At 73.8% G+C, this 13120-nt stretch carries 12 protein-coding genes and 2 pseudogenes; 7 read left to right on the forward strand and 7 right to left on the reverse strand.

From position 1 onward, the window contains the following. Nucleotides 1-5: 5 nt before the first annotated feature. From FHU28_RS11495 to FHU28_RS11510, 4 genes are all read right to left on the reverse strand, one after another. Nucleotides 6-869 carry a universal stress protein gene (locus FHU28_RS11495; protein ID WP_184683586.1) on the reverse strand — a complete coding sequence of 288 codons (864 nt, stop codon included), beginning with the start codon at nt 867-869 and terminating at the stop codon, nt 6-8. After that, nucleotides 866-3268 (reverse strand): phosphoketolase family protein, encoded by a 2403-nt coding sequence (locus tag FHU28_RS11500; protein WP_184683588.1) that lies wholly within the window; start codon nt 3266-3268, stop codon nt 866-868. Before FHU28_RS11500 ends, FHU28_RS11495 begins: the two co-directional genes overlap by 4 nt. 128 nt (nt 3269-3396) lie before the next feature. Next, nucleotides 3397-4227 (reverse strand): universal stress protein, encoded by an 831-nt coding sequence (locus FHU28_RS33045; RefSeq protein ID WP_184683590.1) that lies wholly within the window; start codon nt 4225-4227, stop codon nt 3397-3399. An 83-nt stretch (nt 4228-4310) separates the two neighbouring features. After that, nucleotides 4311-5111, reverse strand: a complete 801-nt coding sequence (locus FHU28_RS11510) for a PP2C family protein-serine/threonine phosphatase (RefSeq protein WP_184683592.1) — start codon at nt 5109-5111, stop codon at nt 4311-4313. 97 nt (nt 5112-5208) lie between these two features. Here FHU28_RS11510 and FHU28_RS11515 point away from each other — a divergent pair, with 97 nt between their 5' ends. The 7 genes and pseudogenes from FHU28_RS11515 to FHU28_RS11540 all read left to right on the forward strand — a co-directional run bounded on the left by FHU28_RS11515 (nt 5209) and on the right by FHU28_RS11540 (nt 10483). After that, entirely contained in the window at nt 5209-5445 is a 237-nt protein-coding gene (locus FHU28_RS11515) for an HTH domain-containing protein (RefSeq protein ID WP_043325563.1), read from the forward strand. Continuing rightward, nucleotides 5445-5648: pseudogene (locus FHU28_RS33335) on the forward strand (Clp protease N-terminal domain-containing protein); the annotation flags it as partial. The gene FHU28_RS11515 and the pseudogene FHU28_RS33335, both read left to right, overlap by 1 nt. Nucleotides 5649-5807: 159 nt before the next feature. Continuing rightward, nucleotides 5808-6020 (forward strand): annotated as a pseudogene (locus FHU28_RS33340) (Clp protease N-terminal domain-containing protein); the annotation flags it as partial. A gap of 91 nt (nt 6021-6111) precedes the next feature. Further along, nucleotides 6112-7119, forward strand: a complete 1008-nt coding sequence (locus tag FHU28_RS11525) for a diacylglycerol/lipid kinase family protein (protein WP_184683596.1) — start codon at nt 6112-6114, stop codon at nt 7117-7119. After that, nucleotides 7112-8113 (forward strand): YihY/virulence factor BrkB family protein, encoded by a 1002-nt coding sequence (locus FHU28_RS11530; RefSeq protein WP_184683598.1) that lies wholly within the window; start codon nt 7112-7114, stop codon nt 8111-8113. Before FHU28_RS11525 ends, FHU28_RS11530 begins: the two co-directional genes overlap by 8 nt. A 77-nt stretch (nt 8114-8190) precedes the next feature. Beyond that, entirely contained in the window at nt 8191-9681 is a 1491-nt protein-coding gene (locus tag FHU28_RS11535; protein ID WP_184683600.1) for a phosphatase PAP2 family protein, read from the forward strand. A 4-nt stretch (nt 9682-9685) separates the two neighbouring features. Beyond that, nucleotides 9686-10483 (forward strand): endonuclease/exonuclease/phosphatase family protein, encoded by a 798-nt coding sequence (locus FHU28_RS11540; protein WP_184683602.1) that lies wholly within the window; start codon nt 9686-9688, stop codon nt 10481-10483. Here the strand turns inward: FHU28_RS11540 and FHU28_RS11545 are convergent. From FHU28_RS11545 to FHU28_RS11555, 3 genes are all read right to left on the reverse strand, one after another. Continuing rightward, nucleotides 10470-11126, reverse strand: coding sequence for a GAP family protein (locus FHU28_RS11545; RefSeq protein ID WP_116508906.1), 657 nt, complete (start codon nt 11124-11126; stop codon nt 10470-10472). The two genes, FHU28_RS11540 and FHU28_RS11545, sit on opposite strands and share 14 nt — an antisense overlap. Before the next feature lie 165 nt (nt 11127-11291). Next, nucleotides 11292-12128, reverse strand: a complete 837-nt coding sequence (locus FHU28_RS11550) for an alpha/beta fold hydrolase (RefSeq protein ID WP_184683604.1) — start codon at nt 12126-12128, stop codon at nt 11292-11294. Then, complete coding sequence (locus tag FHU28_RS11555) at nt 12125-13087, reverse strand: TIGR03557 family F420-dependent LLM class oxidoreductase (RefSeq protein ID WP_116508908.1); 963 nt, start codon at nt 13085-13087, stop codon at nt 12125-12127. The genes FHU28_RS11550 and FHU28_RS11555 overlap by 4 nt, the downstream gene beginning before the upstream one ends. Between the last annotated feature and the right edge of the window lie 33 nt (nt 13088-13120).

A 13120-nucleotide genomic window follows, 5' to 3' on the forward strand; every position in this document is an offset into this window, starting at 1 on the left:
GGCGGTCAGCGCTCGCGTACCACGGCTACCGGGCAGTGCGAGTGCTGGATGAGCTGCTGACTGACCGAGCCGAGCAGCATGCCCCGCAACCCGCCCCGGCCCCGGCTGCCGACCACCACGAGCTGCGCCGACCGGCTCGCCTCCACCAGCAGCGCCGACGGGCTGCCGGGGACGGCCTCGACCTCCACCGGCACGTCGGGGAAGCTCTCCCGCCAGGTGACCAGCTCCGCCTCGGCGGCGGCCCGCTCGGCGGCGGCGGTCTCCTCCGGGTCGAAGTCCGGCGACACCCACCTGTCGCCGGGCGGCTCCCAGACCCGCAGCACCCGCAGCGGCACGTCCCGCTGGGCGGCCCGCTCGACCGCGAAGCCGAGCGCCCGCAGCGCCGTTTCCGAGCCGTCCGAGCCGACCACCACCGGCCCGGACGTGGCGGGCTGACCGTCGCGGACCACCACCACCGGGCAGTGGGCGTGCGCGGTGACCGAGACCGCCGTGGAGCCGGCGAGCAGCCCGCCGAAGCCGCCGTGGCCCCGGCTGCCGAGCACCAGCATCCCGGCCTCGGCGGAGCGCTCCTGCAGCACCAGCGCGGGCGGGCCGTCGAACACCTCGCCGTGCACGGTGAGGCCGGGCCGGTCGGCGGCGGCGTCCGCCGCCGCCCTGCGGACCAGTTCCTCGACCTGCCGGCGGGCGGCCTCGTCCGGCCACACCCCCGGGGCCACCCCGGGACCGATCCAGCCGGTCACCGTCAGCCACTCGAAGACGTACGCCAGCCGCACCGGCCGGCCCGAGCGGCCCGCCTCGTCCAGCGCCCAGTTCAGGGCGACAGCCGCGTCAGCGGAGCCGTCGTACCCGACGAGGATCTCCTCCTTCATTCGCCACTCCTTACCGCCGGATCGTTCTCGCGGACCCAGCGCCACTCGGCGACCCGGGGATCGTCCTCGCCGTGGCGCCGGGTGTAGTCGCGGCAGGACTGGCGGGCGTCCACCATGTCCTGACGCAGGTGCGCGGCCCTCGACCGCAGCCCCGGCACCCGGTCGATCACGTCGATGACCAGGTGGAAGCGGTCCAGGTCGTTGAGCATCACCATGTCGAACGGCGTCGTGGTGGTGCCCTCCTCCTTGTAGCCGCGGACGTGCAGGTTCTCATGGTTGGTGCGCCGGTAGGTGAGCCGGTGGATCAGCCACGGGTAGCCGTGGTAGGCGAAGATGACCGGCTTGTCGCGGGTGAAGATGGTGTCGAACTCGTTGTCCGGCAGGCCGTGCGGGTGCTCCGACGGCGGCTGCAGGCGCATCAGGTCGACCACGTTGACCACCCGCACCTTCAGGTTCGGCAGGTGCCGGCGCAGCAGATCGGCCGCGGCGAGCGTCTCCAGCGTCGGCACGTCGCCGGCGCAGGCGAGCACCACGTCCGGCTCGGCGCCGTCGTCGCTGCTGGCCCAGTCCCAGATGCCCAGGCCGCGGCGGCAGTGCTGGACCGCCTCGTCCATGGTCAGCCAGTTCGGCGCGGGCTGCTTGCCGGCCACCACCACGTTGATGTACTGCCGGCTGCGCAGGCAGTGATCCATGGTGGACAGCAGCGTGTTGCCGTCCGGCGGCAGGTAGACGCGGACCACTTCGGCCTTCTTGTTCATCACGTGGTCGATGAAGCCCGGGTCCTGGTGCGAGAAGCCGTTGTGGTCCTGCCGCCACACGTGGCTGGACAGCAGGTAGTTCAGCGAGGCCACCGGCTCCCGCCACGGGATGTGCCGGGTCACCTTGAGCCACTTGGCGTGCTGGTTGACCATCGAGTCGACGATGTGGATGAACGCCTCGTAGCTGGTGAAGATGCCGTGCCGGCCGGTCAGCAGGTAGCCCTCCAGCCAGCCCTGGCACAGGTGCTCGGAGAGCACCTCCATCACCCGGCCGTCGGGGGAGAGGTGGTCGTCGCCGGGGACCTCCGCGCCGACGAACGCCCGGTCGGTCACCTCGAACGCCGCGCCGAGCCGGTTCGAGGCGACCTCGTCCGGGCCGAACAGACGAAACGTCTCGGGGTTGCGCGCGATCACGTCGCGTACCCAGGGGCCGAGCACGCCCGTCGCGCCGGCCATCGGCTCGCCCGGCGTCGGTACGTCGACCGCGTAGTCGCGGAAGTCGGGCAGCTCCAGGTTGCGCAGCAGCCGGCCGCCGTTGGCCACCGGGTTCGCGCTCATCCGGCGGTCACCCGTCGGCGGCTGCCCGGCCACCTCGGCGACCGGCCCGCCGGTGGCGTCGAACAGCTCCTCCGGGCGGTAGCTGCGCAGCCAGCGCTCCAGCTCGGCCAGGTGCTCCGGGTTGTCCCGGACCTTGGAGATCGGCACCTGGTGGGCGCGGAACGTGCCCTCGACCTGCTTGCCGTCGACCCGGGACGGGCCGGTCCAGCCCTTCGGCGTGCGCAGGATGATCATCGGCCAGCGGGGGCGTTCCACGCGCCCGCCGGAACGGGCGCGGCGCTGGATCTCACCGATCTCGTCGACCGCCCGGTCCAGCGTGGCGGCGAGCAGCTGGTGCACGGTCCCCGGGTCGTCGCCCTCCACCACGTACGGCTGGTAGCCGAAGCCGCGCATCATGTCCCGCAGATCCTCGCCGGGGATCCGGTCCAGTACGGTCGGGTTGGCGATCTTGTAGCCGTTGAGGTGCAGGATCGGCAGCACCGCGCCGTCGCGGGCCGGGTTGAGGAACACGTTCGACAGCCAGCTCCCGGCCAGCGGGCCGGTCTCCGCCTCGCCGTCGCCGATCACGCAGGCCACCAGCAGGTCCGGATTGTCGAACGCGGCGCCGTACGCGTGGCTCAGCGCGTACCCCAGCTCGCCGCCCTCGTGGATCGAACCCGGCACCTCCGGCGCCACGTGGCTCGGGATGCCGCCCGGGAAGGAGAACTGGCGGAACAGCCGCTGCATGCCGGTCTCGTCGCGGGGGATGTGGTGGTACAGCTCGCTGTAGGTGCCCTCCAGCCAGGTGTTGGCGACCAGCGCCGGGCCGCCGTGGCCGGGGCCGGTGACGAAGATGGCGGACAGGTCCCGGTCGACGATGACCCGGTTGAGGTGTGTGTAGAGCAGGTTGAGCCCAGGGCTGGTGCCCCAGTGGCCCAGCAGGCGCGGCTTGACGTGCTCGGGTCTGAGCGGTTCGCGCAGCAGCGGATTGTCGAGCAGGTAGATCTGGCCGACGGTCAGGTAGTTCGCCGCGCGCCAGTAGGCGTCCAGCCGACGCAACTCTTCCTCGGTCAGGGGGCTGTGCAGGTTCACCGCGGTGTCCATGCTGTCTCAGCCTCTCGTGGCTCGGGGTCGGCCGCCACTCGGGGACCACATTTTCTTCCCCGGCGCGTCCAGCTTCGCCCCTGCCCGGAGTCGCCGGTCAGGGCCGTAGGTCCCGCCTCGCGCGGGCGTCACGATCCGTCCTCGTCGCCCGGCCTGAGCCCTCGTACGACGATCAGCGGGGCCGGCGAATGGTAGAGCAGGGACTGGCTGACCGCGCCCAGAGTGGACGTCACCGGCCCGTCGCCCCGCGCGGCGACCACCGCGAGCTGCGCCGCGCGGGACCGGTCGAGCAGGACGGACTTCGGCTCACCGTGGACGGTGAGGCAGTCGGCGGTGACCCGGGGATGCCGGGCCGCGTGCCGGTTCACCGCCTCCTCCAGCAGTCCGTCGTCGCCGTCGCCGCACTCGGGCTCGATCACCCGGACGGCGAGCAGGCGCGCGCCGCGGCTCTCGGCGCAGTCGAAGGCGTACCCGAGAGCGGCGCGGGAACTGGACGACCCGTCGAAGCCGACGATCAACGGTCCGGGCGGGGCCGGCTCGACGCGGCCGATCAGCACCGGGCAACCGGCCCGGGCGGCCACCTCGACGGCCGGCGTGTCGGTCGGTACGCCTTTGGGTCGGGTCGACATGCCGCCGTCACCGAGCGCGACCAGGAACGCGGTGTCGGCGGCCCGCAGCAGCGCCTCGACCGGTGAGCCCTCGACGATCTCACCGCTGACCGGCACCTCCGGCGCGCACTCGGCGGCCGCCTGGCCGGCGGTCTCCAGCAGGTTCTCCGCGTCCGTGCGGCTACCGCCGGCCGGGGCGGGCCCGGGCGTCGCGGCCCAGTTGAACGCGTGCAGCAGGTGCAGCGGCAGGTGGTGGGCGGCGGCCTCGGCGGCAGCAGTGCGGACCACCGCCAGATCCTCCGCCGACCGGCCCACGCCGACCACCACCGAACCGTGGCTGGGTGCGGCCACCCCGGCTCACCTCCCCGACCCCGCTTTTCACTCACCGTAGTCGCGGGACCGGGTGCGCCGGACCGGGTCGGCGGAACTGGCGGTCAGCGCGGGGCGGGCAGGGTGGGATGGACGCGCAGGACGACGGCTGTGGCGTTGTCCTCGCCGCCCTCGTCGAGGCTGGCGGCGAGCAGAGCCTCGGTGGTCCGCGCCGGGTCGCGCCGGGTGGCGAGCAGGTCGCGCAGCCGGTGGTAGCCGAGCTGGTCGCTGATCCCGTCGGTGCACAGCAGCCAGGTGTCGCCCCGGCGCAGTGGCACGGCGAGCAGGTCCGGCTCGGGCCGGTCCGGGTGCCCGACGTAGCGCAGCAGCTGGTAGCGGGCCCGGGCCGCCTCCGGCGAGTCCGGCGGCCACCAGCCGTGCAGCAGGCCGAGCCAGGCCATGGTGTGGTCGACAGTCACCAGCTCCAGCAGCCCGTCGCGCAGCCGGTAGGCCCGCGAGTCGCCGAGCTGGACCAGCCAGCCCTGTTCGCCGTCGGGCTGGACCACGAGCGCGGTGAGCGTGCATCCGGTCAGGCCGGACTGCGCCGCCCCGGCCTGGCGTACCCGCCGCTGGGTCTCGGCGACGGCGGCCCGCAGCCCGGCGGGGCCGACGGTGGGCCAGTCGGCGCGGACCTGCGCCACGAACGTCTCGGCCGCGGTCGTGCCGGCGATCCGGCTGCCCTCGCCGTCGCCCATGCCGTCGCAGACCACCGCCAGTGGCAGCTCCGGGTCGACGTGCAGCACGTCGTAGTTCTCCGGGTAGCGGTGCCCGACCACGCCGCCCCCGGCGATCTCCAGGGTGAGGCGGCCGGCGGTGAGCCGGCACGAGGGCTCGACCGGCCGGTCCAGCGGACGGCGGCGGAACACCAGCGGACCGTAACACCGCCGCGGGCCGGGGATGGTAGGCCACGACGAGTGTCAACCAGGGTTGACAAGACTCATGCTGTCAACCTACATTGACAGCATGAGTCAAGCGACGGAACTCGCGGCGGCGGCCGGCAGCACCGACCCCAAGGTCGGCCTGCGCGCCGTGCTCGCCCTGCGCCGGCTGCTCGAACGGCTCGAGGTGATCCAGGTGGACAACGCCCGGCGACAGGGCTGGTCCTGGCAGGAGATCGCCGACGCCCTCGAGGTCAGCCGGCAGGCGGTCCACAAGAAGCACGCCGGGCGACCGGCGGTACGCGACAGCTGGGAGGCGTGATGTTCGAACGATTCACCGACCGGGCCCGCACCGTGGTGCGCCACGCGCTCGACGAGGCCCGCGCCGAGGGGCGGCGGCCGGTCGGCACCGAGCACCTGCTGCTCGGCGTACTGGCCGACCGCGACAGCCTGGCCGCCCGGCTGCTGGCGGCCGGCGGCATCGAGGCCGACGCCCTGCGCGCCGCGCTGGCCCGCCACGCCGCGCGGGGCGTGGACGGGCTCGGTGAGGCGGACGCCGCGGCGCTGCGCGAGATCGGCATCGACCTCGCCGCGATCGTGTCCCGGATCGAGGAGTCCTTCGGCCCCGACGCGCTGCGCGAGGCGACGCCGCGTCCGCGCCGGTGGTGGCGTCGCGGGACGGACCACGGCACGTTCTCGCCCCGGGCGAAGAAGGCGCTGGAGCTGTCGCTGCGCGAGGCGCTGCGGCTGCGCCACCGGCACATCGGCACCGAACACATCCTGCTCGGCCTGCTGCGCGAGGGAAACGGCCTGGCCGCGGTGGTGCTGACCGAGGCCGGCGCGGACATCGACGACCTGCGCCGCCGCATCGACGCGGCGCTGCGCGAGGCCGCCTGAGGCCACCGGAGGTTTCAAACCTGTTTGCGGTCCTCGCAACGTCCCGCTGCGCCGGGTCGCCGTCACGCCCCGTGTCCTGCACACTGACGCCGTGGACGGTGCAGACGACAAGCGCCCGGTGAACGCGGAGAACCGCACCCCGCGCTCGGCAGTGGTGGTCAACCCGGTCAAGGTGACGGACCTGGAGGAGTTCCGCCGCACCGTGGACGGCGCGCTCGCCGCCGCCGGGTGGCCGGCCCCGACCTGGTACGAGACGACAGTCGAGGACCCGGGCCGCGGGCAGGCGGAACAGGCCGTCAAGGCGGGCGCGGAGGTCGTCTTCGCCTGCGGCGGCGACGGCACGGTGATGGCCTGCGTGACCGCGCTGGCCGGCACCGACGTGGCGCTCGCGGTGCTGCCCCAGGGCACCGGAAACCTGCTCGCCGCCAACCTCGGCCTCTCCGGCGAACTGGCCGCCGGGCTCCAGGTCGCCGTCGAGCGCGGGATGCGCCGCCTCGACGTCGGCGTGGTCGGCGACCAGTGCTTCGCGGTGATGGCCGGGATGGGCTTCGACGCCCAGATGCTCGACTCCACCTCCGAGACCACCAAAAAGCGGATCGGCTGGCCGGCGTACGTGGTGGGCGCCGCCCGGCACCTGCGGGACCGGCCGATGCGGGTCTCGGTGCGCATCGACGGCAAGCCGCCGCTGCGCCGCCGGGCCCGCTCGGTCCTGGTCGCGAACGTCGGGCGCCTGCAGGGCGGGGTACGCCTGCTCACCGACGCCGAGCCGGACGACGGCTGGCTCGACGTGGCGGTGCTGACGCCGCGCACGCTGGGCCACTGGCTCGCCATGGGCTGGGCGGTGCTGCGCCGACGCGACCGAGTCCCCGGGATGGAGGTGTTCCGGGCCCGCTCGGTCGAGATCACCAGCACCCGGGCACAGCCCCGGCAGCTCGACGGCGACCTGATCGAGCCGGGCCGGTCGCTGAAGGCCACCATCCGCCCCGAGTCGCTCTGGCTCTGCGTACCGCGCCCGGAGGAGCACCCCGACCTGGCGGAGGACGCCGACGCGGTCGGCGAGCGCGGCGAGCACCTGGTCGAGGAGGCCCGCCGTGAGTAGCACCAAGCTGGTTCCCGAGACCCGGTTGATGACCGAGAACGAGCTGTCCGCCGACGACGCCTGGCACACGCTGCGCCGGCACGGCGGCTGGTGCCTGCTGCGGGACGCGTTCGTCCGGTTCCGCTACGGCGACGGCTTCAGCCACTCCCGGGCGCTGGGGTTCCAGCTCTGCCTGGCGGTGGTGCCGTTCCTGATCGCGCTCACCGGCCTGATCACCGACCTGGGCGTGGACGAGGGCGGCAAGGTCGTCGCCGACACCGTACTGGCCATCACGCCCGGCCAGAGCGAAGCCATGGTGCAGCAACTGCTGACCGACAGCGAGCGCAGCGAGAGCGCCGGTGAGCTGGCGCTGACCCTCGGCCTGCTCACCGGGCTGGTCGCGCTGACCACCACGATGGCGCAGATCGAGCGGGGCGCGAACCGGATCTACGGCGTCGAGCGGGACCGCCCGGCGCTGGGCAAGTACCTGCGCGCCACGGTCCTCGCGGTGGTCGCCGGCGTGCCCGCGCTGGCCGGCTTCCTCATCCTGGTCGGCGGCCGGGCGATGGGCGAGTCGGTACGGCGGCACTACGAGTGGGGCGACGTCGCGATGGCCGGCTGGGACGTGATCCGCTGGCCGCTGAGCCTCGGCCTGACAGTGCTCGCCGTGGCGGTGCTGTTCCGGCACGCGCCGCGACGCCGGCAGCCCGGCCTGTCCTGGCTCGTCTTCGGCGCGGCCATCGCCATCGCGATCTGGTGGCTGGCCAGCCTGCTGCTGGCCGCCTACGTGAAGTACAGCGGCGGATTCGGCCAGACCTACGGCGCGCTGACCGGCATGATGGCCCTGTTGCTCTGGGCCAACCTCACCGGGATGGCGCTCTTCGGCGGGCTGGCCTTCGCCGCCCAGCTGGAGGCGATGCGCATCGGCGTGGACGAGCCGGCCCAGCCGGATCTGTGGCAGCCGGAGGCGCACCGTGAGGACCTGTTCGACACCGGTGAGATGACCTCGCTCTGACGCCGCGCCGGTCCGGCGTGTACGAGTCACGCGGATCGGGTACAGCGCGCCTCGCAGAGGAACGAGGGAGGTGCGGTGTGACCGCGGTCAAGGAAGCCGGGCGCCGGCCGCTGAGCCATTTCGCCGAGCGGAGCCTGGTGGGTCTGCTCGCCGTGGCCGGTGCGGGAGTCGGGTTCGGGCTGCTCCTGATGCTCGTCCGGTTCCGCTGGAGCCCGTTGCGCGACGCCGACCATGCGGTGGCCGAGTGGTTCAACGACCTGGTGGCGCCGCACGGCCCGCTGGTCACCGTGCTCCAGGCGATCACCGACCTGGGCGGCCGGCCGGTGCTGATCTGGCTGGTCACCATCGCGGTGGTGGGCCTGCTGATCCGCCGCCAGTCCCGGCTGGCGGTCTACCTGATCGTCACCGGCGTGGGCGGGCTGATCCTCGACCCGTCGCTCAAGGCGCTCGTCGGACGGCTGCGCCCGGTGGTGGACGTCCCGATCGCCGCCGCCCCGGGCAACAGCTTCCCCAGCGGCCACGCGCTCGGCTCGTTCGTCGCGTACGGGGCGCTGCTGCTGGTGTTCCTGCCGGCCATGTCGCCGCGCTGGCGCAAGCCCGCCATCGCCATCGCCGCCGTGCTGGTCTTCCTGGTCGGGCTGACCCGGATCGCGCTGGGCGTCCACTTCGTCTCGGACGTGATCGGCGGCTGGCTGCTCGGCGCGGCCTGGCTCGGTGTCACCGCGTACGCCTTCCGGCTGTGGCGGCGCGAGCGCGGCCGGCCGGTGCCGCCGCTGCGCGAGGGCCTGGAGCCGGAGGCGGGCGAGGAGCTGGCGCTCGCGCCGGACGAGGAGAAGGTGCTGGAGCACCCCCGCTCCGCGGTGGCTGAGCTGCTCGTCGGCTGGGTGCTCGTCTTCGGCGCGCTCTACGCGTTCGGCATGTTCGTCAGCTACCACGCCAAGGGCACGTTCTTCGACACGCTCGACACGAAGGTGCCGCGCTGGTTCGCCGAGCGGCACACCGATCTGCTCACCGACGTGAGCTGGTGGTGGAGCAAGTTCGGCGACACCCACGCGATCCTGCTGGTGTCGCTGGTGTTCTGCCCGATCGTGCTGGCCCTGTGGCGGCGCTGGCGGCCGGTGCTGTTCGTGGTGCTGGCGATGTTCGGCGAGCTGAGCCTGTTCCTGGCCAGCGCCCGGGTGGTGGACCGGCCCCGGCCGCCGGTGGACAACCTGGACGGGCAGATGCCCACCTCGTCGTTCCCGTCCGGGCACATCGCGGCGACCATCTGCCTCTGGGCGGCCATGGCGATCATCGTGTTCCCGCGTACCGACAGGTGGTGGCGGTGGCTGTTCGTGGGCATGGCCGTGCTGATGCCGGTCGGAGTGGCCACCTCCCGGATGTACCGGGGCATGCACCACCCGACGGACTTCATGGGCGCGATCCTGCTCGGCGCGCTCTGGCTGTCGCTGTTGTACTGGGTGATCAAGCCGAACGCCGACGTGGCCGAGGGCAACCAGCCGGCGATCGAGTCCGAACAGGTGGACGAGCTGGACGACGAGCTGGCCAAGGCCGCGCGGCCGGACTGAGCCGATGCTGCGGGTGATGACCTGGAACATCCGGACCGGCGGGCGGGACGCGGGCGGCGCCGACCGCCGGGACCGGATCGTCTCGGTCGTCACCGCGCAGCGCCCCGACGTGCTGGCCCTGCAGGAGCTGCGCGGCATGGACGCCACGCTGGGCGGCCTGGCCGAGCGGCTCGGGATGGCGCCGTACCTGGCCCGGTCCTGCCTCGGCCAGCCGGTGGCGGTGCTGGTCCGCCCGCCACTGCGGGTGCTGCGCGCCGACCGGGTCCGCCGCCCGTTCCACCACGCCGCCGCCCGGGTCCGGGTGGCCACCGGCGCGGGACCGCTGACCGTGCTCAGCACGCACCTGTACCCCTACTCGGGCGGGCGGCGGCGGATGGAGGCGGACTGGCTGGCCGCCGCGCTGCGGCGTACCGGGGGAGAGCTGGCCCTGCTCGCCGGGGACCTGAACACGCTGGAGCCCACCGTCGACCACACCGCCCGGCTCGCCGGGCTGGCCACCCCGTACCGGCGGCGGCACCTGCGCCGCGACGGCCGTACCGTGGACACCCGCGCGGTGGCCCGGCTGCTCGACGCCGGGCTGGTCGACCTGTGGCCGCGCTCCGGCGGCGACGAACCCGGCGGCCGGACCGTGCCGACCCGGCACGGCGGCGCCGAGTTCGCCGGGATGCGGCTGGACTATCTGCTCGCCACGCCGGCGCTGGCCGATCGGGTACGCGCGGTGCGGGTGGTCCGCGACGGTGACGCCGACTCGGCCTCCGACCACTATCCGGTGCTGGCCGAGGTGGACCTCACGGCCGGCTGAACGACGTCGACGCCAGGTCGGCCACCACGAAGGCCGCGAAGATCAGGATGACCGCCTCGCTGACCAGCCAGGAGTGCCGGTCGGTCCAGGCGCGGAAGGCCGGCAGCAGCCGTTCGGCGCGGTCGCCGAAGACCAGCAGCGTGAGCAGCGGCAGCGCCAGCAGCAGCACGGTGAGCGCCACGAACGGCAGCAGGTGCCACCAGGGGCGGCCGTGCCCGGCCATGCTGCCCGCGACCGACGCCATGACCAGCTCGTCGCTCGGCACGGCGACGGCGAGCAGCAGCCCCAGACCGAAGGCGTACGCGGGCCGGGGGTCCTGCAACCGGCGCAGCCACCCGGGCGGCCGGTCGCGCCGCCGCCTGCGGAACGTGACCACCATGAGGACGGCCAGCAGCGTCAGTACGATCCAGTCGATGAGCCGGCGGCTGCCGCCCACCCCGATGCCGTGCACGGCGGTGTGCCGCACCACCCGGAACGCCGCGTACCAGAGCGTCAGCGGCCCGAGGACGCCGACCGCCACGCCGCCGAGGAAGGCCGCCGAGCTGCGCCGCGGGTGGTGGCCGGCGGCGAGGACGACGGCGCTGACGAGCTTCGACCCGGCGACCATCTCCAGCGCCAGCGGCAGCGCGGTCAGCAGGGGCATGCCCCATTCTGGTGCCGCCCTCGCGGACGCCGGGCCGGGTTCTACAGGACCAGGTTGAGCAGCACGGTGAGCACCACCGAGGCGACGATCGAGAAGAGGATCATCAGCAGGCAGCCGAGCCCGCCCCCGGCGGGGCGGATCTCCGTGTTCCCGATACGCATGGCGTCAACTCCTCGTGGTGATGGTGAGCAGGTCGTGGACGGCGGCGGCGACCTGGGCGGGCGCGGTGGTGACCACGTTGTGCGCCGCGCCCGGCACCACAGCCGAGCGGGCGCCCGGCACCAGCCGGGCCACCTGGTCGCGCCAGGCGGCCGGGGCGACCGGGTCGCGGGCGCCGGTCAGCACCAGCGTCGGCGCGGTGACCCGGACCAGGTCCTCCTCGACTGCGTTGCGGACCGAGTGGGACAGCGTCGCGAACACCCGCCACGGCCGGGCGTCGGCCACGTCGCGCAGCAGGATCGGCGTCTGCCACGCCGCCTCGCGCAGCGTGTCCACCAGCCAGCGGCCGGCCAGGCCGCGCCGGGACCGGGCGGCCGGGTCGCAGGTCGGTCCGGCCAGCACCAGGGCCCGGACCAGGCCGGGGTGGCGGGCGGCGAGCGCCGCGGCCACCTCCGCGCCGAAGGAGTGGCCGAGCAGGCAGACCGGACCCAACCGGTACGCGTCGAGCCAGTCGACGAGGAACGCCACGTGCCGGTCCACGTCGTACGCGGCGCCGGGGCGCCCGGTCAGCCCGAAGCCGGGCAGGTCCGGCACGTACACCGGCAGGCGTGACGCCAGCGCGACCGCCAGCGGGGTGAGGTAGCGGTGCGACACGGCCAGGCCGTGCACCAGCACCACAGGCGGCGCGTCGGCGTCCGGGCCGGCGGCCCGGCGGGTGTGCGCCAGCAGCCCGCCGACCTGCCGGAAGTCGCTGGTCAGTCCGGCGGCCGGCCGGGGCGCGGCGAACGCGAGCCGCAGCTCGGCCCGGCTGAAGCGCCCCGGCGGGGACGACGGGACGGTCACAGCTCCCGCAGCCGGGGCAACAGCTCCTCCTGGGCCCAGTCGAGGAACATCGGCTGGTTGTCGCCGCCCACCTGGATCAGCGCGACGTGGGTGAAGCCCGCGTCGACGAACTTCTTGAACGCCTCGACGTGCCGGTTGGTGTCCGGGCCGCAGGGGACGCCCTCGGCCACGTCCTCCTCGCGCACGAACTGGGTCGCGGCGGCGAACGACTCCGGACCGGGCAGGTCGGCGTTGACCTTCCAGCCCAGGCCGAACCAGCGGAACTGGTCGTGCACGATCTTGCGGCACTCGTCCTCGTCCGGGCCGTAGCAGATGGCCACCTGCCCGTAGCGGGGGCGGCCCGCGCCACCGGCCTCCTCGTACATGTCGATCAGGTGCGGCAGCGGGTCGGTGGCGATCATCGCGTCGGCGTACTCGGCGGCCAGCGTGGCCGACTGCCGTCCGGACGCGGCCACCGCCATCGGCACCGGCCGGTCCGGGCGGTCCCAGACGTACGCGTCGGGCACGTCGAAGTGGTTGCCGGAGAACGTCAGCGTCTCGCCGTTGAGCAGCGGCCGGATGATCTGCAGCGCCTCCTCGAACATCTCGTGCCGCTGCTGCACGTGCGGCCATCCGCCCACCACGTGCTCGTTGAGGTTCTCCCCGGCGCCGAGGCCCAGCGTGAACCGCCCGTCCGAGAGCACCCCGATGGTGCTGGCCTTCTGCGCCACCACCGCCGGGTGGTAGCGCCGGATCGGGCAGGTCACGAACGACATCAGCTCGGCCCGGCTGGTGGCGTGGGCGACCGCGCCGAGCACCGACCAGGCGTACGGGGAGTGGCCCTGGGAGTCCAGCCAGGGGTAGTAGTGGTCGGACATGACCAGGTGGTCGAAGCCGGCGGCCTCGGCGCGTACGGCGTGGTCGACCAGTTCCTTCGGGCCGGCCTGCTCGCACATCAGGGTGTAGCCGACGTTGACCATGGCACGTCTCCTTCCCGGGCGGATCGTCCCCGG

It is taken from the genome of Micromonospora echinospora, from assembly GCF_014203425.1.
Taxonomy (GTDB): domain Bacteria; phylum Actinomycetota; class Actinomycetes; order Mycobacteriales; family Micromonosporaceae; genus Micromonospora; species Micromonospora echinospora_A.

Bases quoted from the DNA above. Each gene is read 5' to 3' on its own strand.
- FHU28_RS11495 (WP_184683586.1), bottom strand. From the start codon at position 869: ATGAAGGAGGAGATCCTCGTCGGGTACGACGGCTCCGCTGACGCGGCT.
- FHU28_RS11500 (WP_184683588.1), bottom strand. From the start codon at position 3,268: ATGGACACCGCGGTGAACCTGCACAGCCCCCTGACCGAGGAAGAGTTG.
- FHU28_RS11515 (WP_043325563.1), top strand. From the start codon at position 5,209: ATGAGTCAAGCGACGGAACTCGCGGCGGCGGCCGGCAGCACCGACCCC.
- FHU28_RS11540 (WP_184683602.1), top strand. From the start codon at position 9,686: ATGCTGCGGGTGATGACCTGGAACATCCGGACCGGCGGGCGGGACGCG.
- FHU28_RS11545 (WP_116508906.1), bottom strand. From the start codon at position 11,126: ATGCCCCTGCTGACCGCGCTGCCGCTGGCGCTGGAGATGGTCGCCGGG.
- FHU28_RS11555 (WP_116508908.1), bottom strand. From the start codon at position 13,087: ATGGTCAACGTCGGCTACACCCTGATGTGCGAGCAGGCCGGCCCGAAG.